General features: G+C 69.7%; 21 protein-coding genes. 8 read left to right on the top strand and 13 right to left on the bottom strand.

The window, feature by feature from the left end; all coding sequences use genetic code 11:
* The first annotated feature begins 20 nt into the window (after positions 1-20).
* Both ACFYXF_RS22655 and ACFYXF_RS22650 read left to right on the top strand, forming a co-directional pair.
* A complete protein-coding gene (locus ACFYXF_RS22655) occupies positions 21-1,109 on the top strand; it encodes an FG-GAP repeat domain-containing protein (protein WP_389351703.1) in 1,089 nt (362 codons plus the stop codon).
* Between the two features lie 256 nt (positions 1,110-1,365).
* Positions 1,366-2,139 (top strand): SDR family NAD(P)-dependent oxidoreductase, encoded by a 774-nt coding sequence (locus tag ACFYXF_RS22650; RefSeq protein WP_389351701.1) that lies wholly within the window; start codon positions 1,366-1,368, stop codon positions 2,137-2,139.
* Positions 2,140-2,285: 146 nt separating this feature from the next.
* On the opposite strand, the gene ACFYXF_RS22645 is transcribed toward ACFYXF_RS22650, so the two are convergent.
* The gene (locus ACFYXF_RS22645; protein ID WP_389351699.1) at positions 2,286-3,044 is read right to left on the bottom strand and encodes a GntR family transcriptional regulator; all 759 of its coding nucleotides are present in this window, start codon (positions 3,042-3,044) and stop codon (positions 2,286-2,288) included.
* A gap of 141 nt (positions 3,045-3,185) precedes the next feature.
* Here ACFYXF_RS22645 and ACFYXF_RS22640 point away from each other — a divergent pair, with 141 nt between their 5' ends.
* Entirely contained in the window at positions 3,186-4,124 is a 939-nt protein-coding gene (locus ACFYXF_RS22640; RefSeq protein ID WP_389351697.1) for an alpha/beta fold hydrolase, read from the top strand.
* Here ACFYXF_RS22640 and ACFYXF_RS22635 read toward each other — a convergent pair.
* From ACFYXF_RS22635 to ACFYXF_RS22615, 5 genes are read right to left on the bottom strand one after another with little or no spacing between them, the layout of a single operon-like run.
* Positions 4,090-4,623: a carboxymuconolactone decarboxylase family protein gene (locus ACFYXF_RS22635; protein ID WP_389351695.1), complete on the bottom strand. Its 534-nt coding sequence runs from the start codon at positions 4,621-4,623 to the stop codon at positions 4,090-4,092. The genes ACFYXF_RS22640 and ACFYXF_RS22635 overlap by 35 nt on opposite strands.
* 37 nt (positions 4,624-4,660) lie before the next feature.
* The gene (locus ACFYXF_RS22630; RefSeq protein WP_389351693.1) at positions 4,661-6,163 is read right to left on the bottom strand and encodes a carboxylesterase/lipase family protein; all 1,503 of its coding nucleotides are present in this window, start codon (positions 6,161-6,163) and stop codon (positions 4,661-4,663) included.
* An 8-nt stretch (positions 6,164-6,171) separates the two neighbouring features.
* Positions 6,172-7,398 carry an amidohydrolase family protein gene (locus tag ACFYXF_RS22625; protein WP_389351691.1) on the bottom strand — a complete coding sequence of 409 codons (1,227 nt, stop codon included), beginning with the start codon at positions 7,396-7,398 and terminating at the stop codon, positions 6,172-6,174.
* Entirely contained in the window at positions 7,395-8,225 is an 831-nt protein-coding gene (locus tag ACFYXF_RS22620; RefSeq protein ID WP_389351689.1) for a fumarylacetoacetate hydrolase family protein, read from the bottom strand. The genes ACFYXF_RS22625 and ACFYXF_RS22620 overlap by 4 nt, the downstream gene beginning before the upstream one ends.
* Before the next feature lie 4 nt (positions 8,226-8,229).
* Positions 8,230-9,105: a fumarylacetoacetate hydrolase family protein gene (locus ACFYXF_RS22615; protein WP_389351687.1), complete on the bottom strand. Its 876-nt coding sequence runs from the start codon at positions 9,103-9,105 to the stop codon at positions 8,230-8,232.
* Positions 9,106-9,235: 130 nt separating this feature from the next.
* On the opposite strand from ACFYXF_RS22615, the gene ACFYXF_RS22610 reads away from it, so the two are divergent.
* Positions 9,236-9,985: an SDR family NAD(P)-dependent oxidoreductase gene (locus ACFYXF_RS22610; protein WP_389351685.1), complete on the top strand. Its 750-nt coding sequence runs from the start codon at positions 9,236-9,238 to the stop codon at positions 9,983-9,985.
* A gap of 55 nt (positions 9,986-10,040) precedes the next feature.
* Positions 10,041-10,832, top strand: coding sequence for an SDR family NAD(P)-dependent oxidoreductase (locus ACFYXF_RS22605; protein WP_389351683.1), 792 nt, complete (start codon positions 10,041-10,043; stop codon positions 10,830-10,832).
* 144 nt (positions 10,833-10,976) lie between these two features.
* Here ACFYXF_RS22605 and ACFYXF_RS22600 read toward each other — a convergent pair whose 3' ends face one another.
* The 7 genes from ACFYXF_RS22600 to ACFYXF_RS22570 all read right to left on the bottom strand — a co-directional run bounded on the left by ACFYXF_RS22600 (position 10,977) and on the right by ACFYXF_RS22570 (position 18,398).
* Positions 10,977-12,932: a hypothetical protein gene (locus ACFYXF_RS22600; RefSeq protein ID WP_389351681.1), complete on the bottom strand. Its 1,956-nt coding sequence runs from the start codon at positions 12,930-12,932 to the stop codon at positions 10,977-10,979.
* 93 nt (positions 12,933-13,025) lie between these two features.
* On the bottom strand, positions 13,026-13,841 hold the full coding sequence (locus ACFYXF_RS22595) for an ABC transporter ATP-binding protein (RefSeq protein WP_389351679.1): 816 nt from the start codon (positions 13,839-13,841) through the stop codon (positions 13,026-13,028).
* Complete coding sequence (locus tag ACFYXF_RS22590; protein WP_389351677.1) at positions 13,838-14,695, bottom strand: ABC transporter permease; 858 nt, start codon at positions 14,693-14,695, stop codon at positions 13,838-13,840. The genes ACFYXF_RS22595 and ACFYXF_RS22590 overlap by 4 nt, the downstream gene beginning before the upstream one ends.
* Positions 14,692-15,468, bottom strand: coding sequence for an ABC transporter permease (locus ACFYXF_RS22585; protein WP_389351675.1), 777 nt, complete (start codon positions 15,466-15,468; stop codon positions 14,692-14,694). The genes ACFYXF_RS22590 and ACFYXF_RS22585 overlap by 4 nt, the downstream gene beginning before the upstream one ends.
* A gap of 4 nt (positions 15,469-15,472) precedes the next feature.
* Positions 15,473-16,477: an ABC transporter substrate-binding protein gene (locus ACFYXF_RS22580; RefSeq protein ID WP_389351673.1), complete on the bottom strand. Its 1,005-nt coding sequence runs from the start codon at positions 16,475-16,477 to the stop codon at positions 15,473-15,475.
* A gap of 105 nt (positions 16,478-16,582) precedes the next feature.
* Entirely contained in the window at positions 16,583-17,557 is a 975-nt protein-coding gene (locus ACFYXF_RS22575; protein WP_389351672.1) for an amidohydrolase family protein, read from the bottom strand.
* Positions 17,550-18,398, bottom strand: a complete 849-nt coding sequence (locus tag ACFYXF_RS22570; RefSeq protein WP_389351671.1) for an SDR family NAD(P)-dependent oxidoreductase — start codon at positions 18,396-18,398, stop codon at positions 17,550-17,552. Before ACFYXF_RS22570 ends, ACFYXF_RS22575 begins: the two co-directional genes overlap by 8 nt.
* Before the next feature lie 193 nt (positions 18,399-18,591).
* Here ACFYXF_RS22570 and ACFYXF_RS22565 point away from each other — a divergent pair, with 193 nt between their 5' ends.
* The 3 genes from ACFYXF_RS22565 to ACFYXF_RS22555 are packed head-to-tail and all read left to right on the top strand — an operon-like array spanning position 18,592 to position 21,028.
* Complete coding sequence (locus ACFYXF_RS22565; protein ID WP_389351669.1) at positions 18,592-19,926, top strand: hypothetical protein; 1,335 nt, start codon at positions 18,592-18,594, stop codon at positions 19,924-19,926.
* The gene (locus ACFYXF_RS22560; RefSeq protein WP_389351667.1) at positions 19,923-20,522 is read left to right on the top strand and encodes a carboxymuconolactone decarboxylase family protein; all 600 of its coding nucleotides are present in this window, start codon (positions 19,923-19,925) and stop codon (positions 20,520-20,522) included. The genes ACFYXF_RS22565 and ACFYXF_RS22560 overlap by 4 nt, the downstream gene beginning before the upstream one ends.
* A gap of 47 nt (positions 20,523-20,569) precedes the next feature.
* Complete coding sequence (locus ACFYXF_RS22555) at positions 20,570-21,028, top strand: TIGR03618 family F420-dependent PPOX class oxidoreductase (RefSeq protein ID WP_389351665.1); 459 nt, start codon at positions 20,570-20,572, stop codon at positions 21,026-21,028.
* Positions 21,029-21,071: the final 43 nt, after the last annotated feature.

The raw sequence follows: 21,071 nt of genomic DNA, 5'->3' as shown, positions 1-21,071 counted from the left end.
TCGGGTCCAGCGTCGTGGCCATGGCCTCCGCGACCGGGGCGTTCACCGCGGCCGCCGCCGAATGCACGGGCTCCCTCTCCTTCACCCAGTCCGGCACCTCCGCCGCCGTCGGCGACAACCCCCGGCACGTGGTCACCGGGGACCTCGACGGTGACGGCAACGCGGATGTCGTCGCCGCCAACAACGACGGCAACTCGCTGTCCGTGCTGCTGGGCAACGGCGACGGGACCTTCGGCGCGGCCACCGAGTACGCCGTGGGCGCCCACCCGTACCAGTCGGTGATCGCCGACTTCGACGACGACGGCAACCCGGACATCGCCACCGCCGACTTCAACGGCGGCACCGTGAGTGTGTTGCTCGGGACCGGTGGAGGGGCATTCGGGACCTCCACCCAGTACACCGTCGGCGCGGGCGCCCGTTCCCTCGTCGCCGGTGATCTCGACGACGACGGCAAGCTGGATCTGGCGGTGGCCGAGGAGTCGGGCGGCGGGGTCAGTCTGCTGTTCGGCGACGGGGCCGGGGCGTTCACCGTCGATGTCGAGGCGGTGACCGTGACCCGGCCGCACGGGCTCGTCCTCACCGACTTCGACAGCGACGGCGACCTGGACATCGCCACCGCCAGCGTCGCCACCGCCGGTGGGGTCAGTGTGGCCCTCGGCAACGGCGACGGGACCTTCGGCGACGTCACGGAGTACGCCAGTGTCAACCGGCTCTACTCCATCGCCCAGGGCGACTTCGACGGGGACGGGACCGTCGATCTGGCCACCATCAGCAACGGCTCCAACACCCTGGAGGTGTACGCCGGGAACGGCGACGGCACCTTCCAGGACGCCGTGGACTACACGACGCCCGCGCTCCCCGTCGCGGTCAACTCCGCCGACCTGGACGGCGACGACGTGACGGACCTCCTCGTCTCCTCCCTCAACGGGAACTCGGTCACCGTCTTCCAGGGCACCTCGGGCGGCGCCCTGGAAGAGCTGACCGAGCTGGCCGCACCCGGCGCGTACGAGGCGGCAGCCGCCGATCTGACGTCCGACGGAACGCGGGATCTCGTCGTGGCGAGCAGCAGCGGCGACGAGGTGGACGTCTTCACCGGCGCCTGCGCCTGACCACAGTTCGCAGGCATTCACCCGCTATTCGCACGTGTTCGTACGTATTCATGGGTGGGCGAGTGGTGCCCGGCTTGGGGGCTGGGCGCCGCTCGTTCACCGTCCTCGGCTCGTGGGGCACCCCGCCGCGACCCTCAGGACCCACACACTGTCGACAGTTGAGCGCGAATTCAATGACCCAACCCTTGACTCGGCCATAGTGTCGACACTAGGAAGAAGGTCGGCACGTAAGCCAACCCCCACCAAGGAGGACCAAGTGACCGGCAGACTCTCCGGCAAGGTCGCTCTCGTCACCGGTGCGGGCGCCGGGATCGGCCAGGGGTGCGCACTGCTCTTCGCCGCACAGGGCGCGACCGTCGTCGGCTGCGACATCGACCCGGCGGCGGCCGAGCGGACCCGGAAGCTGGCCGCCGAGCGGGGGTTGGGCGTCGAGGTGCTCGCGCCGCTCGACATGACCGTCCCCGACGACGCGCGGCGGTTCGCGGACGAGGCGTACGAGCGGCACGGGCGGGTCGACGCGCTGGTCACCGCCGGTGCGATCGCCCCGCGCATGGCGTCCGCCGCCGAGATGGACTTCGACGCACAGTGGACGCCGACGATGCGTGGCGAGGTCGACGTCGTCTTTCTGCCGGTGCGGGCCGCTTGGCCGCGTCTGATGGCGTCCGGCGGTGGGTCGATCGTCAACTTCGCCTCGGTGAACGCCTTTCGGGGCAGCGGGACCTTCGGGATGGTCGCCCACTGCGCGGGCAAGTCGGCGGTGCTCGGGATGACCCGCCAGCTCGCCGTGGAGGGCGGCCCGGCGGGCATCCGGGCCAACACCATCTCCCCCGGCATGGTCCGCACCCCGGCCACCGAGTCGGCGGGCGCCCACGAGGGTGCCGCCCGTGAGGCCCTGCTCGCCCGCATTCCGCTGGGCCGGGTCGGCACCCCCGAGGACATCGCCTGGTGCGCCGTCTATCTGGCGTCCGACGAGTCGGCCTGGGTCACCGGGGGCAACTTCCCGGTGGACGGCGGGGTATTGGCGAAGTGAGACGGGCGCCGGATCTCAACCGCCGTTCAGGAGACTGTCGTTCGGACAACTGCCGTTCAGGAAGCCGCCGTTCGGACAATCACCGTTCGGACAATCGCCGCTCAGGAAACCGCCGTTCGCCAGACCCTCGTACACAAGGTCTCCGTTCAGGAAGCCGCCGCCCGGCGCCGACGCGTCGGTTTCCGGCCGCGCCCGGCGGCGTCCTGCTCCAACTGCTCCTCCACCGCCCGCAGCGCACGGACCGTCGCCCCGGCGATCAGCGCCGACGCCAGCTCCCCGTTGCGCTCCTCGCAGGCCTGGAGCAGGCGTTCCTGGTCGTCGACGCTGTAGGCGAGACGGCCCGCACGGGTCAGGCTGAGGTGACGCAGCATCAGGGTGCGCAGGGCCAGGGAGTCGAGGATCTGCTTCAGGGTGCTGTTGCCGACGATCTCGGTCATCCGCTCCTGGAGCTGCACATGGCTCCAGAAGTACGCGTCCACGTCACCGTCGTCGGCCAGTTTCCGCATCCGCCCGACCCGCAGCCGCAGTTCGGCCAGCTCCTCGTCTGTGGCACGCTCGACGAGCAACCCGGCCAGCATCGACAGGAGTTGGCGGCGTACCTGGTAGATGTCGCGGATGTCCTGGAGGGAGGGCGCGGCGACCCGGGGCCGGCGGCGCGCCTTCATCTCGACCAGGCCCTCCTGTTCGAGCACCATCAGCGCCTCGCGCACCGGCGTACGGCTGGTGTCGAACCGGCGTGACAGATCAACGCTGTTGAGGTCCTGGCCCGGCTCCAGCCGGCCCTCGATGATGCCCGACCCCACCCATTCGGCGATCTGCGCGACCAACGGCTCACGTCTGTCCCGCAGGCGCAGCAGGCGCGCGAGCACCACGACGTGCGTGTCCTCATCCTCTTCGGCAGCCATCCGGCAATTCTCCCTGACTCAGAGCGACACACAGCCAACGCACGGTGTCGACACTATCCCACTCTCCAGCCGACATATATCCCACTTCTCGGGCTTCTGTCGACAGACGCCCGATCGCCCGTCAACATCTCAGGAGGAACGATGCAGAGAGATCCCAGCCGCCGTGCCGTCGTCGGCGGTGCCGCGCTCGCAGGCCTCACCGCCATGAGTACGGGCACCGCACGCGCGGCGACAGCCGCATCCGGCCCGGCCGCGCCCTGGACCCCCGTACCCGTCCCCGAGCAGGTCGCCGTCACCGAGTACCAGGTGCCCGTCGCCGGGGGCGGCAGCCTGTGGGCCTGGGACACCGGGGGCGACGGTCAGCCCGTGGTCCTCCTCCACCCCGGGTCCGGCAGCGGCGAGAGCTGGCCCTATCAGCAACCGGTGTTCTCCGCTGCGGGCTTCCGGGTCATCGGCTACTCGCGGCGCGGCGCGTACGGCTCCGTGGCCGGCACCCGCGCCGAGTCCGACACCGCCTCCGGGGATCTGAACACCCTCGCCGACCATCTCGGCCTGGACCGCTTCCACCTCTCCGGTTCGGCGGCGGGCGGCTATGTCGCCGTCGACTACGCGCTGTCGTACGGGGACCGGCTGTACGGACTCACCGTCTCCAGCAGCAAGATGGGTGTCACGGACGCGGAGTACGCGGAGCTGGAGCAGTTGCTGCTGCCCGACCCGTGGGACGACATGCCGGTCGACTTCAAGGAGTTGGGCCCCTCGTACCGGGGCGGCGACCGGGACGGAGTGGCGGCCTGGCTGGAGATCAACGCCCGCGCCAGGACCGCCGACGCCTTCCCCCAGTCGCTCGCGCACACGACGACATGGGCCCTGCTGGAGACCCTCACCATGCCGGTCCAGCTGCTCGTCGGTGACGGCGACCTCTACAGCCCGCCGTCGCTGATGCGGCTCAACGCCCAGCACATCCAGGACGTGGAGTTCCATGTGATCCGCGAGTCGGGCCACAACCCGCACTGGGAGCAGTCCGTGCAGTGGAACCACCTGATGGTCAACTTCCTCCGCCGGTCCGGGCGTTCCCGGTAGGCACCCGCACGTCCAGGGCCACCAGGAAGCGGGACACCATGTTGTACGCGGCCACGGTGGCGGTCAGTTCGACGAGTTCCGCGTCGGTGAAGTGGTCCCGCAGGGCGTCGAACAGCTCGTCCGGGACGTGTACGTCGCGGGTCATCGCGTCGGTGTACGCGATGACCCGTGACCGGCGTACGTCGTCCAGCTCGGGCTTCTCCTCGCGCAGGGCGGCCAACTCGGCGTCCCCCAGGCCCGCTTCACGCGCGGGGCCCTCGTGCGCGGTCCATTCGTACGGGGCCCGGTTGAGGACGGCGATCCGCAGGACGACCAGCTCCCGGATGTCGGCGGGCAGCGCCATCCGCTGCCGTACGGCGCCGAGAAGACTGTTCCAGCCGTCGGCCAACTGGGGGCTGTGCAGCAGCATTTCGTCCAGGGGGCGGAGTGCGCCGCCACGGCGGGCGCGGATACGGTCGGCGATCTCGCCGACCCCTTCGGTGCCGGGGAGTCGTGCCAAGGGATAAATCTCCTGGGGACTAGAGATGGAGGGGGCGTCAGAGGGGGCGGGGCAGCGTCGCCAGCAGCCGCATCGCGTCAAGGCGTTCGACACTCCCCGGCTCTGCGGGAGTCATACCACCGCCGAAGACCATCGCCTCCGCGCCGGTGAACCGGGGCCAACTGGGCAGGGCCCCGGTCCCGTTGGGGTCGCCCGTCTCGATGAAGCGCACCCAGGTGTCCGCCATGGTTCGCGCCAGCGTGCGGTCGGCCTCGGTCCAGGGCCAGGGTCTGGCGTCCAAGTTGTCGAACGCGTACGGGAGTTCGGCGGTGTGGTGGACGCCGTATCCCGGGAGGCCGTCGCGGGGCGGTGCCAGGTCGAGGTCGGGTGGCAGTGGGGGCGTACGGGTGAAGCGGTACATCCAGGTCGGGGCGACGGTGCTGTGGGCCCGCGCCCAGTGCCAGACGGGGTACGTGAAACGGCTCTCGCCGGTGAACCGGCGTGCCGTACGGCGGACTTGGTCGCCGTCCCGCAGGGGGTACAGCTCGTCCGTGCCGGGCTCGACGGGCAGGCGGCGTACGGCGTCCAGGGTCGCGTACGCCGACCCTTCGTCGGAGTTGGTGCCGACGAGCAGCGGTACGGCGTGCTGGTGTCCGGCGGCGAAGACGTCGTCGCTCGGGACGGTCAGGGCCCGTCCGTCGACGACCGGGCCGAAGTGGCCCCTCAGGACCAGCTCGACGCCGTCGATGCGGCGGAGCGCGGCGATGTCCCGGTCCCCGAGCCCTCCGGACTCTCCGAACTCCCCCGCCCAGCGCAGCCCTTGCCGCTGTGCGGTGGCCTGGTCCGGGAGCGGGCCCTCCGCCCTGCCGATGCCCGAGGCGCTCTGGCCGATCGCGGCCCGGAAGAGGGGGCGGGCCACGGTCGAGGCCATGAGGTGGCAGATGTGTGCGGCTCCGGCGGAGTTGCCTGCGAGGGTGACGCGGTCGGGGTCGCCGCCGAAGTGGGCGATGTTCTCCCGTACCCAGGTCAGGGCCGCGACGATGTCCAGGAGGCCGTAGTTGCCGGACGCGCCGAGGTCGTCCTCGGCGGCCAGGCCGGGGTGCGCGAGGAAACCGAGGGCGCCCAGACGGTGGTTGAGGGTGACGACGACCACGCCCCGGCGGGCCAGCGAGCGGCCGTCGTGGATCTCCTGACCGCCGTGGCCGTAGCGGTTGCCGCCGCCGTGGATCCACACCATCACGGGCAGGCCGCCACCGCCCGGTTCCGGGGTCCAGACGTTGAGGTAGAGGCAGTCCTCGCTCATCACCAGGGCCCGCCGGTCGGCGAAGTTGGTGTGGAACATGATCGAGTCGCGGGGCGGCTGCGGTTGCAGGGGCGCGGGGCCGAAGTCGTACGCGGGACGGTCGCCGTCCCACGCGGCGGGCGCCGCCGGTGGCCGCCAGCGCAGCTCGCCGACGGGCGGTGCCGCGAAGGGGATGCCTCGGAAGACGGCCACCTCTCCTTCCCAGCACCCCTTCAGTCGGCCGGAGCGTGAACGGGCCTGGATTGCCGGGTCGGTCATCTGGCCGGTCACCCGGCCGTCCTCTGCTTGTGCAGGCGTCCGTCCTTCATGATCACCGCGAGCCGGTCCCGGTCCTGGAGGATGCGGATGTCGGCCAGCGGGTCGCCGTCGACGAGCACGAGGTCGGCGAGGAACCCCGCCCGGACCAGGCCGAGTTGGTCGCCGAGGCCCATCACCTCACCGCCGTACCCGGTCGCCGCGCGCAGGGCCTCGGCCGGGGTGAAGCCGAACCAGTCGACGAAGAGTTCGAGGTCACGGAGGTTGCGGCCCACCGGGTTCCAGGCGAAGCCGTAGTCGCCGCCGGGGACGACGCGGATGCCTCGCCGGACCAACTCGGGCACGACCCGGCGTACGGCCTCGGCGGTCGCCTCCACCTCCATGCCGGGTTCGGGTTCGCCGCCGGCCTCGTGGAGGTTGGCGTGGATGATGCCGGGGGTCGGGGCGACGAAGATCCGGTCCCGGGCGGCTTCGAGGAGGTCGAGGGCCTCCTCGTCGGCGAAGGTGCAGTGGTAGACGGCGCGGATGCTGTGCCGTACGGCCATTTTGATCGACTCGGCGGCGTGCGCGTGGGCGGTGAGCCAGACGCCGTGCTTCTCCGCCGTACGGGAGGCGGCGGCGACCTCCTCGTCCGTGAACTGCACGATCCGCGAGGTGCCCTGGACGACGGCGCTCTCTCCGGAGAGGGACAACTTGACGATGTCGACGCCGAGTTCGGCCATGCCTGCCACGAAGCGGGACACCGACTCCGGGTCGGAGGCGCGGCCGTCGACGCCCGGGAAGTCGTACACGCCTGGCTCGACCATGCCGGCGCTGCCCTCCCAGGAGGCGGCCTTCAGACGCGGGCCCGGCATCCAGCCCTCGGCGAACGCCTTGCGGGCCGCGATCTCCGTACCGGGCAGCCGGTTGCCGCCGGAGTACGCGCTGGTGATCCCGTGATCGAGCAGGACCCGGCCCGCGTGGGCCACCAACAGGGCCTTTTCCTCGGGCGGTTCGTCGCGGCGCCGGGACAGATGCTCGACGGTGGAGCCGAAGCCGAGGTGGGCATGGGCGTCGACGAGACCGGGGAGGAGGGTGCCTCCGCCGCCGTCGATGACCCGGGCCCCGGTGCGCAGGTCACGCGGGAGCCGGTCGGAGACCTCGGCGATGCGGTTGCCCTCGACGAGCACCTCGGCCGGGAAGGGGTCCCCTCCGGTGCCGTCGAAGATCTGGACGTCGGTGAAGAGGGTGCGGGTCATGGGGCCGTCCTCCGGAAGCGGTGCCGCATCTCCCCCACCGACCCTATGCGGCTGACCAGTTCGTCGTCCGGTGTGAGGAAACGCTGCGGCACGCGCCGGTTGCCGACGCCCGCCGGGGTGCCCGTGAAGATCAGGTCACCGGGAAGCAGGGTGCAGAACTCACTGAGGTACGACACCAGTTGCGGGACGGGGAAGATCATGTTGGCCGTGCGGTCGTACTGGACGACCTCGCCGTTCAGCTCGCAGGTCAGTTCCAGGTCGTCCCGATGCCCGGCGGCGTCGATCTCGTCGAGGCTGACGAGGGCGGGACCGACCGGACCGAAACCGGGGTGTGACTTGCCGAGCGAGAACTGGGCTGGTCTGCCCGCGAGTTGACTGATCCGCTCGGACAGGTCCTGGCCGACGGTGAGCGCCACGACCGGGTCCCAGCCCTTCTCCACGGGCACCTTGTGCGCCTCGCGGCCGATCACCGCGACCAGTTCCAGCTCCCAGTCGACGTTGCCCGGCGGCAGCTCGACGGTGGTGTTCGGGCCGGTGAGACAGGTCGGGAACTTGGTGAAGACGAGGGGAGCCGACGGTTCCTCGTAGCCCGCCTCCGCCGTGTGGGGGCGGTAGTTGAGGGCTACGGCGAAGATCTGGCGGGGGGTGGGGAGGCCGGGAGCCTGGAGGTCAGCCGGGTCATAGGGTCGGGCGCCCTTGGCGGATCTCGACCACTCGCGCAGGTCGTCCCAGTGGGCGAAGAGGTCGGGCGCGAGGTCGGCGGGGACCGGGATGGCGCCCTCTTCCGTCAACAGGACGGTACGACCGGCGAGTTGGGCGATGCGCATCGACTCAGGCTTCCCACTGTCCGGCGGGCGGCTCCTCGGTGCCGTACGCGTCCTTCCAGGACAGCACCGGGTTGCGCAGCACGCCCAGGCCCTCGATCTCGGCCTCGACGACGTCACCGGGCTTGAGGTAGTTCGCGAAGGGGTCCGGGGTGCTCGCGGCGACGCCCGCGATCGTGCCCGTGGTGATGATGTCGCCCGCGCTGTAGATCTGCGGGGAGTGGTAGGCGACCAGCTGCGGGATCGAGACGGACATCCGCGAGGTGTTGGACTTCTGGCGTACGTCGCCGTTGACCCGGAGTTCCATGTCGAGGTCGTGCGGGTCGTCGATCTCGTCCGCCGTGACGATGTAGGGGCCGATCGGGCAGAACGTGTCGATCGCCTTGGAGAAGGAGAAGACGCCGGACTCCATCTCCCGGCGCTGGATGTCGCGCGCGGTGATGTCGTTGAACACCAGATAGCCCGCGATGTGTTCGACGGCCTCCTCGACGGAGAAGAACTTGCCGGGTTTGCCTATGACGATGGCGAGTTCGAGTTCGTAGTCGAGTTCCTGGGTGAGGTTCGCGGGGTACACGATCGGCTCCTCCGGGCCGATGACCGCGTCGACGTTCTGGAAGAAGACGATGCCCTTGTTGACCGGGTGGGACCAGTCGACCCGGACCAGGTCCTCATGGTGCTCACGGAAGTTGCCGGCCGTGTGGAAGAACTTCTTCGGCACGATCGGGGCGCGCAGCTGGACATCCGCGAGCGCGAACGTCTGCCCAGTTTCCCGGACTTGGCCCTCGTGCGCGAAGAACGCACGTGTCGAGGGCACCTCCAGCTCCACGACGGTCTCCCCGTCGAGCCGCCCCACCAGTCCCTCGTCGAACGTCACCAGCTTCATCGAATCTCCGACCTCACTCAACCATCCACAGGCCTTAACTGTCGACAGACAGCCTGCCAACGGTGCGGTTGAGCGTCAATAGACGCGTCAAGTGTGGACACAAACCATGTCGTGGCTTACCGTCCGGACCATGCGCGCTACATGGGACTTCACGGGAACGCGAGCGCTGGTCGCCGGCGCCGGTGGCATCGGAGCCGCGGTGGCCGGGGCACTCGCCGGGGCGGGCGCGGCGGTGCTCGTCCTCGACGTCGACAAGGCGAAACTCGACCGGCTCCAGCAGGAGACCTCCGGTTCCGTCAGCGGGCTGGCCGTCGACCTCACCTCGGCGGACGCCTGCCGTGCCGCTGTCGGCCGTACGGTCGAACTCCTCGGCGGGATCGACGTGTTCGTGCACGCGGTGGGCGCCAACGACCGGCGTCCGGTGCTGGGGACGCCCGACGAGGTGTGGGAGCGGATCACCGCGATCAACCTCGACAGCGCCTTCTGGCTGGGCCGGGCCGTCGGCGCGGTGATGGTGCCCGCCGGGTACGGGCGGATCGTGTACCTGTCCTCCGTCTCGGGTCTCCTCGCGCACGCGGACCACTCGCCGTACGCGGCGACCAAGGGCGGGGTGAACCAGCTGATGCGGGTGATGGCACGCGAGTGGGCGCCGACTGGCGTCACCGTCAACGCCGTTGCGCCCGGCTACACCGAGACCGAGCTGACCCGTTCCTACCTCGCCCGGCCCGGCGTACGCGCGTCCCTGGAGTCCCTCGTCCCCGCCGGACGCCTCGGCCGGCCCGGGGATCTGACCGGGCCCGTCCTCTTTCTCGCCTCCGACGAGTCGGCGTTCGTCACCGGGCAGGTGCTGTACGTCGACGGCGGGCGGACCCTCGTATGACATCCGTGTCCTCCAACTCGCCGCTACGGCAGCGGACTTCATGATCGGAGCCCCTATGACCCCCGTGACTCCCGTATCCGAACGCTTCGTCGGCAAGACCGTCCTCGTCACCGGTGCCGGTACCGGATTCGGCGCCGAGATCGCCGTACGGGCCGCGCAGGAAGGTGCCGACGTCGCGGTCCACTACCGCAGCTCCCGGTCCGGCGCCGAGGCAACTGCCCGGCGGGTCACGGAACTTGGCCGCAAGGCCTTCGTCGTCCAGGCCGACATCGCCGAACACGAGCAGATCAAACGCCTCGCCGACGAGGTCTGGTCGCACTTCGGGCGTCTCGACGTGGCCGTGAACAACGTCGGCGACGTGGCCCGTGAGCAGATGTCCTGGCGGGACATCACCGAGGAGTCCATCGACCATGTCCTCGCCGTCGACATCAAGGGCACGCTGCTGTGCACGCATGAGTTCGGGGCGCGGATGCTGGAGCAGGAGGGGGGTGGGTCGATCGTGAACGTCGGCTCCACCGTGGTCGTACGTGGGAGTGCGCGGGCGCCGCAGTACGCGGCCGCGAAGTACGGGATCATCGGGTTGACCAAGTCGTATGCGCAGGCGTTCGCTCCGCGGGTTCGGGTGAATGTCTTTGCGCCGGGGTTCATTGAGACTGCGGCGACGCTTGGGCGGGACGACTGGAAGAGTGGGCGGGGGGATGTTCTGCGGGCGGCTACGCCTATGGGGCGGATTCCCGGGCCTGAGGAACTTGCGGGGACTGCTTTGTTTTTGGCTACGGAGGATGCGCGGCATATAACGGGTGGGTTTTTGATTGCTGATGGGGGCTACAACATGGTGGGGGCGTAGGGGTAGTTGGGTGGGTGCCGGCCGGTGGGGGCTTGTCGCGCAGTTCCCCGCGCCCCTAGGTGGGTGCCCCTCCCCCCTGTTCAGAGCTCCGGCCCCCGGGAATCGGTTCGCATCCAATCCCGGGGGCCGGTCCTGTTAGTGCCGCTACGCCACCGTCAAGGTGATCGCCCCCGTGTAGGAGCGGCCCGCCGTGATGGCCGTCGCCGTGCCGTTGACCGTCAAAGTCACCGTCTTGCCCGTCGGGGCCTCGATCGCTGCCGTGGAGGCGAGCGTGAGGGCGCTCAGGTACGACGTGCCGGTTACCGTCCAGGTCGAGCCCGCGCCCAGGGTCACCAGGACGCCGTTGTTGACCACCGCGCTCGGGGTGTTGGTGACCTCGCTGATCTCGCGGTACTCCGCCGAGGTGATCGTGGAGACGGTGTGCTTGGCGGTGGACGCGGAGATGACGCCCTCGACCGTCGAGCGAGTGAAGGACAGGGTCAGGTTCTGGCCCTGGATGCTGCCGGTGCCGCCGCCCCAGACCGAGTTGTAGAAGTCGCCGGTCAGCGCGATGTCGGTGAACGTGCCCTTCGCGTCAGTGGACTGGGACGAAGTCGTCGTCCAGGACGAGGACTTGGTGGGGGAACCGGTGGGCTCGGTGTACGTGCCTATGGTCTCCGTCTTCCATGCCTTCCCCGAGACCGTGACGCTGCTCGGGCGGTCGGAGTCCATCAGCTGGAAGACAACTCCGTTGCCGGGGTTGATCGTTGCGCCGTCCGAGCCGTCGGCCGTGACGGTGCCCGCGACCGCCTTGCACATGAACGCGGTCTCGCCGGTGTTGACCTTGGTACCGCCGTCGATGGTGACCGACCCGGCCGCGTACCAGAGGACCATGAAGCGGCCGGCGTTGATGACCGTCGGCTGCTCGGACATGGCACTCAACTCGGCGCTGGTGAGGCCGAGTTCGAGGGAGTCGTTCAGGTCGGCGACCGCGTCGGCCGTGCTGTCGCCGTAGTGGGCCGAGGAGCCCCAGTGGATGAGGGCGTAGTCGCCGACGTCGAAGGTGCAGCCGAGGAAGTGCTCGGTGACGTTGCCGATGGCGTACGAACCGTAGCCCTGGCCGCCCGTGTTGGCGATCTTGCTGTTGATGGCGGTGAGCGTGCAGTAGCTGCCGCCGTCGACCGACAGGGCACCCCATTTCTCCGAGGAGACCGAGGAGTTGACGAAGGCCATCTTGGTGTTCGCGCCGAGCAGGTTGGTGGCGCGGACATTGCCGGACAGGCCCAGCATCCACGGCACGGTGATCATGTACCGGGTGTCGCCGGTACCGGCGCTCGGGTACTCGTCCGGGACGGTGCCGTCGGCGCAGTGCAGCGTGGAGTTCTTGACGATCACGTTGGCGCCGGCGTCGGCGATGACCGCCGTACGGACCACGCCCTCGTTGCTGATGGTCGCGCCGTCCACGACGAGCGTCGTGCCCTCGCCCGTGCCCACGATGGAGGCGCCGTACCCGACGAAGTCGCAGCGGCCGTTCCCGACGTACGCGACCTGCGGATTCGTGAGCGTGTAGGTGCCGCCGCCGGCGACGTACACACCGTTGAACGCCTCGCCGTCCGACAGCAGCCGGACGTCGCTCGCGCCCGTGTCGGTGACGGTGCCGCCGAGGACCGCCGAGGGGACCGACCTGGCCTCGTCGACGCCGTCGGCGTCCACGTACAGGGCCTGGCGGAAGGGGAAGGTGAGGTCGTCGTAGGCGACGTCGGTGGCCTCGGCGACTGTCAGGACGACCGTTCCGGAGTAGGTGCCCGCCGCGATGGCGGTCGCCACTCCGCCGTAGCCGTCGGTGAGTTCGGCCAGCTCGCTGCCGATCTCGACACCGTTGACGGTGAGGCTGAGGCTGTAGCCGTCCGCGGCGGCGATGGCACCGCCCTCCTCGATGACGAGGGCGCTCGCGGTGGTGGTCTCCGTGAGTGTCAGGGTCTCCCCGGCGGCGACGGTGATCGTGTCGGCGGTCGCGGCACGGGCGGTGGCCGGCGCGAGGACCGGCGGCGCCAGTACGGCGGCGACCGCCACGAGGAGGGCGCGATTGCGGGACCGATAGCTGATGTTGGTGCGCAGCACTGTGGACTCCCTAGATTTTGGGCAGGGGTGAGCGACGCTTGGCGTCGGCCTGAGAGAAGAAGAGAAGAAGAAGAGAAGTGGGAAGCAGGTGCCCTAGCGGGCTGCGGACTCCGTCAAGTCCGGTACTTCCGGCGCGCGTTCGCCTCTGATGCGGGACAGCACGCGTGTACGCAGTTCGGTGAACCGGGGATCCGCGCGGGTGGTCAGCTGATCGCGATCGGCGCCCAGGGGAATCGTCAGGGTCTCCAGGACCGCCGTGGGCTTCCCGCCCAGCACCACGACCCGGTCCCCGAGATACACCGCCTCGTCGATGTCGTGCGTGACCACGACCACCGTGATACCCAGTCGACGGCGCAGCTCCAGAGTCAGATCCTCCAGGTCGAAGCGCGACTGGGCGTCGACCGACCCGAACGGCTCGTCCATCAACAGCACCGGCGCGTCGTACGCCAGCCCGCGCGCGATCGCGACCCGCTGCTGCATCCCGCCCGACAGCTGCCAGGGGTACTTCTCCCCCACGTCCACCAGCCCGACCGCCTCCAGGCATTCAAGGGCGCGCTGCCGACGTACGGCCTTCCGCACGCCCCGCCCCTGGAGCGGGAAAGCCACGTTGTCCCACACCCGCATCCACGGCAGCAACGACCCCCGGTAGTCCTGCGAGACCACCGCGATGTCCGCGTGCGGAGCCGTCAACGGCAACTCGCCGTAACGCACCGCCCCTTGGGTCGGCGGAGTCAGCCCGGCCAGACACCGCAGCAGCGTCGTCTTGCCCGCACCTGACGGGCCGACAATGCACACCGCCTCCCCCGGATCCACTCTCAACGACAGCCCGCCCAGCACCCGGTGTTCGTGCGCGCCCCGGCCGAAACTCATCCCGACGTCCTCGACGTGCAGGCTGGATCCGCGTGTCATACGGCGACTCCGTTACTCGTGGCGCGTTCCGTGGAAGGCGGCTGTGCAGGGGGAGTTGGCGGGCGCACTGCCCGTCGTGCGCGCGGCGCCCGTTGGTGGTACCAGCCCAGCAGGGCGTGCTCGACGAGCAGGAGCAGCACGCTCAGTGCGTAGCCGAGGACGCCGATCAGGATCGTGCCCGCCCAGGTCTCGGCGACGTGGAAGCTCGATCCGCTCTGCAGGATGAAGTTGCCGAGCCCGATGGGCGATCCGTAGATCTCGCTGACGACCATCAGTACGACGGCGATCGACAGGGCGACCCGGATGCCGGCCAGGATCTGCGGCAGCGCGCCGGGCAGGACGACCCGGCGCATCCGCAGCGCCCAGGGGATGCGGTAGCCGCGCGCGGTCTCGTGCACCGCCGGGCCGATCGCCTGCACCCCGCTGACGGTGTTGAGGAGGATCGGCCACACGGAGCCGAGAAAGATCAGGAAGACCTTGGGCCCGGAGCCGATCCCCAGGGTGAGGATGATGACCGGCACGAATCCGACGGTCGGGGTGGCGCGGGCGAAGTCGAGCAGGGGGCCGGTGGCCAGGCGCAGGGTACGTACCTCGCCGATGACGAGGCCCGCCCCGACGCCGACGACCGTGGCGAGGGCCAGGCCGAGGACGATGTTGCGGAGGCTGAACCACAGGTCTTCGACCAGTCCGCCGTGCAGCAGTTCGGTCCAGAGCACGTGGAGGACTTCGGTCAGCGGCGGGAAGTAGAAGCTGGTGCTTCCCGCCGTGGAGACGAGGAGAACCGCGAACACGACGACCGGCAGCCAGAGTTGGCGCAGCGCCGGCTTCCAGAACGTCCAGGTTGTGAAATTCATGGGGCCTGCTCCCCTCCCGGGTGCGTGGGCGGGCGCCAGCGCAGCAGGCGCTGCTCGGCGAGTTGCGCCAGCATGGTGATCGCGTACCCGATGGTTCCGGCGGTGAGGATGTAGGCGTACGCCCGTGCCGACACGCCCGCCTGCTGGGACTCCATGATCATGTGCCCGATGCCGGGCAGGGTCGTCAGTACCTCGACGCCGATCGCGACGAGCACGGAGGTGGTCGCGGCCAGTCTCAGTCCCGTCATGATCGACGGCACCGAGCCCGGCAGGATCACGCGGCGGAAGCGGAGCAGGCGGGGGACGCGGTAGGACCGTACGGTCTCGTGCACCGCCGGGGTCACGCTGCGGGCGCCGTACTGGGCCTGGAGCAGCACCGGGAAGACACAGGCGATGAAGACAACTGTCGCCTTCATCCCCGGAGTCGATCCCAGGACCAGTAGGAACACCGGCAGCAGGGCGATCACCGGGAACGACCGCAGGATCTCCATCAGCAGCCGTGAGGACTCCTCGGCCGCCGCGTACACGCCGGTCACCAGGCCCACCGGGATTCCCACGGCGACGGCCACGACCAGCCCGGTCACCGCGCCGCGCAGGGTGTCACCGACGGCCTGCCAGAACGTACCGCTGCCGACGAGGTCCCCGAACGCGGCGGCGACGGAGGCCGGTCCGGGCAGTGCGGTCGAACTCACCACGCCCACGGCCGCGATGAGCGCCCACAGCGCCAATACGGCGGCCAGGGCGCCCAGTTGAAGCAACCGTACCCTCACCATCGTGTTACTCCTCGCCGGTGACGGTCGGCGCCTGGTCCCAGTACACGGCGTCGTCCGTCGGCTCCTTGTCGAGCAGGTCGAACTCGTGCATCTTGGTGATCACCGTGCGCATGACCGTCGTGTCGAGGTCCTTGTCGTAGAAGTTGGTGTCGTGCGCGTCGATGAACTCGTCCGGCACCTCGGTGTACTTCTTGTCGATCGCCTTGACCGCGTCGGGGTGGGCGTTGGCGTAGGTGATCGCCTTGGCGACGGCGTCGGTGAACTTCTTCGCGGTGGCCGCGTTCGCGGACAGGTACTCCTCGCTGGAGAAGAGCACGCCCTGGACCATGCCGGGCAGGTCGTTCATACCGTTGCCGATGGAGCGCAGCCCGCTGTCCTTGGCGGCGAAGTAGAACGGGCCGAAGGAGAAGATGGCGTCCGTCTTGCCGGAGGTGGCCGCGTCGGTGAGCGAAGTCGTGGGCAGGGCGACGAACTTGACCTTCGAGGGGTCGCCGCCGTCCTTCTGGACGAGGTACTCGCAGATGAACTGGATGGTCCCGCCGAGCGCCGAGATACCGACCGTCTTCCCTTCGAGATCGGCGAACGACGTGATCTCGCTGTCCTTCTTCACCAGCAGACCGTCGGTCGGATCGGTCTTCGTCGTCGCGGACTGCAGGCCCGTCACTATCCGGATCGGCATGTCCTGGGCGGCACCCTTGAGGAAGCCGGAGCTGTCGGTCATCGCGAACTGGGCCTCGCCGTTGAGGACGGAGGGCGCGTTCTGCGAGGTGTCCTGGGCGCCCGCCTTGATGGTGACGTCGAGTCCCGCGTCCTCGAAGTAGCCCTGCTGCTCGGCGATATAGAGCGGCTCGAAGATGGCGCCGTTGGACCGCAGTACGGTGATCTTCGGCTTGCCGTCCGCGCTGGTCGCGGTCGCGGCCTCCCCACCGCAGGCGGTGGCCATGGACAGGACGACGGCACAGGCGGTGGCGGCGAGAACGGCGCGACGTGCTTTGTTTCTCGTCTTCATGGAACGGCTCTTCCTCACGAGGGTAGGAATCGGGACAGTACTGTCGACACTTTTCGCCTTCAAGGGGTTCGACACTCAAAGATTCTGTGTATCTGCCGACACTAATCAGGCAGGAAAGTCGAACAGCTCCGCCGGGTTGTCGACCATCAGGCGTCTCAGATGCGCCGGGTCCGGGGCGATCCGCTCGACGAGGTCCACGAGCAGGCCGTCGTCCGGGGCGTCGCCGACGATGTTGACGTGCGGATAGTCGGTCCCCCACACCACCCGCTCGGGCGCGTGGGCGACGAGGGACGCGGCGAGGTCGACGGCGTCGGTGTACGGCGGCCCCTGCCGCGAAACCCGGTCGACGCCACTGACCTTGACCCACACCTGCCCCGAGTCGAGAAGTGCGCGCAGACTGCGCAGCGCCGGTCCGTCACGGCCGGCGGCGAGATCGACCCTGCCTATGTGATCGACGACCACACGTCCCGGCAGGGCCCGTACGAGGCTCTCCAGTACGGCGATCTCCTCGCCCCGCACATGGAGTTGGGCCGCCCAGCCGAGCCCGTCGACGCGTTCGAGGATCGCGTCGATCTCGGCCCTGGTCGGTGGAGTCCGCAGATGGGGAAGGAAGTTGAGCCGGAAGGCCCGTACGCCGGCCCGGTGCAGCTCCTCGACCTGGGCACGGCTCGTCCGCTCACCGACCAGGGCAACCCCGCGCAGCCGCCCGCCCCCGTCGGCCAGGGCGTCCAACAGCACCCGGTGGTCGTACCCGTGGCAGGAGGACTGCACGACCACGACCCTGGTGATCCCCAAGTGCCGGTGCAGGGCGCGCAGTTGCTCCTTGGGGGCGTCGTACGGAGTGAAGGTGCGCTCGGGCGCGTACGGGAAGACGTCGGCGGGCCCGAAGATGTGGCAGTGGGCATCGCAACTGCCGGGCGGGAGACGGAGGTTGGGGGTACGCGGGGCGGGGTGCGGGGGCGGGCAGCCCGGGGAGGGTGCCGGGGTGACGGGCGGTACGGCGGCCTGGGCGGCGGGCACGTGCTGAAGCGAGGACAGCGGCTGAACTGTGGACAGGGGCTGCACGGTTGGCTCAGTCACAGCGGGCCGTCATTCCACCGTCGACCACGATCTCCGTACCGGTGACGAACCGCGCCTCGTCGGACGCCAGGAACAGTGCCGCGTACGCCGTGTCGCGGCCGTCGCCCATGAAGCCGAGCGGGATCCGGGCCTGCCGCTGGGCCAGCAGCTTCTCCACGTCCCCGCCCGCGCGCTGGCCGGCAAGACGGGCCTCGACCATCGGGGTGTGCAACTGCCCCGGGACGACGGTGTTCACGCGGATGCCCTCAGGCCCGTACTGCACGGCGGTGACCCGGGACAGCTGGATGACCGCGGCCTTGGCCGACGCGTACCCGACCTGCCCGGCACCGGTCCAGCGCAGCCCGGAGCAGGAGGCGGTGTTGACGATGGCGCCCCCGCCACCGCGCCGCATCACCGGGATGACGTACTTGCAGGCGAGAAAGGCGCTGGTGAGGTTGGTGCGCAGCTGACCGTCCCAGTCGTCCAGGCTCAGCTCGACCGCACCACCGGCCCGCGACCCGCCGACGTTGTTGACAAGGATGTCGATGTGGCCCGCGAGGCGTTCGACGTCCTCGAAGCAGGCCTGGACGGCGGCCGGTTCGGTGACGTCGAGCAGATGGGTGCGGACGGTGCCGCCCTCGTCGCGGATCTGCCGCGCGGTGACGTCCAGCGCGCCCTTGTCCCGGTCGGTCAGGTGCACGGTCGCACCCTCACGGGCGAAGATCACGGCGGTCGCACGGCCGTTGCCCCAGCCCGGCCCCACACTGCCGGCACCGCTGACGACGGCGACCTTCCCGGCGAGCCGCCCCGGCGGCGCTCCGCCCGACCTGGCGGGGTGGGCGTCTGGCGCGTCTTGGATCACAGGAGTCTCCCTGGGTCGACCTCGATCAGGACCTCTGTCCGGCTTCGGAACCTGCCGACAGTCTTAGCCAAGTGTCGACAGGAAGTAAACATAGAGGGACCTGTGAGCGATAACAGGCAGGAGTATTGCCAAAGGTGTCGACAGAGGGCTTGGATGGAGAGTGAGAACCGGTCCCGCTCCCGGAGGACGCCCGATGCAGAAGCCGCCCGTGTTCACCCCCGAGGAGGTCGCCCGCTTCCGCGCCGAGCTGGCCGCACGCCGGGCGCCGGGCGCGTACGAGCCCGGCCGCTGGTCGGTGAGCCCGCTCAACCGCCGCACGGACGTGGTCGGTTCACTGCCGACGTCCGTACGGCTGCGGGACGCGACCCTGCGCTCGATGGAGACCCTGCCGGGAGTCACCGCCTCGGCACCGCAAAAGGCGGAGTTCCTGAGGCAGTTGGTGGGAACGGGCGTACCGGAGGTCGTCACCGCCGGACTGTCCGGACGCGACGACGACGCCCTGAAGGCCGAGGTCGCCCTGGTGAAGGGCGAGAACCAGAACTGCCGGCTGATCTGCCCGCTGATGCGCTCGCCGGAGGACATCGACCGTGCGGCGGCGGCCGGTTACGACGCCGTACAGGTCTGGGTGCAGGGCTTCGGCGAAACGTCGCTGATCTACCAGCCGGCGGTCTACGCGGCGGCCTGGCGGGGCGAGGAGTGGCGGCGCCCGGAAACACCACGCGGCCGAACAGCGGTACTGGACAAGGCGGTTGCCCTTGTCCGGCACGCCCGTTCCGCCGGCCTGGACGTGATCGTCTCGCTGCTGATGGTCTCGTACGCCACCGAGGAGAGCCACGCGGAGTCGGTCACCGCCTTGGCCGCGGCCGGCGCCACCGAACTGACCCTGTTCGACGGTCCGGGCGCGCTGAGCCCGGAGGCGTACGGCCATCTGGTCCGCCGTACGCGCGAACTGGCCCCGGACGTCGAGGTCGGACTGCATCCGCACAACACCTTCGGCCTGGCGGTCGGTTGCGCGGTGGCCGCCGTCCAGGCAGGCGCGACCGCCGTGGAGCTGTCGGTCAACGGCTACTGCGGCGGCCCCGGCAACGCGGACCTGGCGGCCACCGCGCTGGCTTTCGAGGCGCTGTACGGCGTACGGACGGGGATCCGAACCGACCGCCTGACGCAACTGGCCCGCACGGCACAGGACTTGACGGGCTACCGAACAGCCTGGAACCACCCGGTGACCGGCACGCACGCCTTCTGCTGGGGCGGCATGGACCTCATCACCCAGGAGACGGAGATCGATCCCCTCCTGCACAACTGCCTGGAACCCACCCTGGTCGGCAACGAACGCAGAATCCCCTTCACCCCGGACAGCGGCCCCTACACCCTGACCGACCGCCTGACGAGTCTCGGCATCGACGGCCTCACACCCACCCAGGTGGATGAACTCCTGGGGAGTGCACGCAAGTTGATGTCGACGGAAGACTGCCTGGCCACGGACGAGGACCTGGCAGCACTGGCGGAGGAGATCCGATTCCGATGAGCGGCAGCCCCCGCCTACCCGCCTTCTCACCCTCGGAACTGACGCCCGACCAACGGGATTTGTACGAGACGATCACCGACGGCCCGCGCGCGAAGGGCCCTCAGCGCTTCGCCCTCACGGACCCCGAGGGTAGGCTGCACGGCCCGTTCAACGCGATGCTGCTGAGCCCGGCCGTGGGCAGGGCGCTCCAGGATCTGGGCGCGGCAATCCGGTACGCCTCCCAACTCCGGCCACGCACAAGGGAGATCGCGATCCTGGTGGTGGCCGCGTCCTGGGACAGCGCATTCGAGCGGTACGCCCACGAACGGGTGGGCGCGGCCGTCGGCCTCACGGAACCCGAACTACGGGCACTGCGCGAGGGCGGCGACCCCGGCCTGACGGACCCCGTGGAGCACGCGGCCTGGGAACTCACCCGAACCCTGATCCGCGACGGCGGCACCCTGACCGACGAACAGTACGACCGGGCCCGCACCACCCTGGGCGAGCGCACCCTCTTCGAACTGTCCACCCTCGTCGGCTACTACGCGACGCTGGCGCTACAACTCCGCCTGTTCGCGATACCGGCACCGACGCCGACGCCGACACCGACCAATTGAGGCCCCGCAGTGGAATGCGGTGCACTCCACGGGCGGTTACCCCATCCATGACCCAAGGCCCCGCACCCCGCGTCCTGTCCGACGAGGCCCTCTCCGACCTCCTCGCCAAGCACCAGTTCGGCACCCTGGCCACCAACAAACGCAGCGGTCACCCGCACCTGACGACCATGGTCTACAGCTGGGACCCCGCCACCCGAACCCTCCGCTTCTCCACCACGGCCGACCGCGTCAAGGTCAAGCACCTGCGACGCGACCCGCGCGCGGCACTGCATGTGCCGGGCGGCGACGTGTGGTCGTTCGCTGTGGCGGAGGGCGAGGCGGAGGCGTCCGAGGTCACGACGGTCCCGGGCGACGCGGTCGGGCGGGAACTGCTGGAGATGATCCCGGCGACGGCGAGGCCGGACGACGAACAGGCGTTCCTGGAGCAGCAGGTGGCCGAACGCAGACTGGTGATCCGCTTGAAGACACACCGGCTGTACGGGACGGCACTGGACATCGAGGGGTAGGGCGGCATCGTCGGTGCAAGCACCGACGGTCACTCTTCGCTCA

It is taken from the genome of Streptomyces sp. NPDC002680 (genome assembly GCF_042889145.1).
GTDB classification, from domain to species: Bacteria; Actinomycetota; Actinomycetes; order Streptomycetales; family Streptomycetaceae; genus Streptomyces; species Streptomyces adonidis.
The sequence above is the reverse complement of the archived record's forward strand: the minus strand, read 5'-3'. Positions and strand labels throughout refer to the sequence as shown.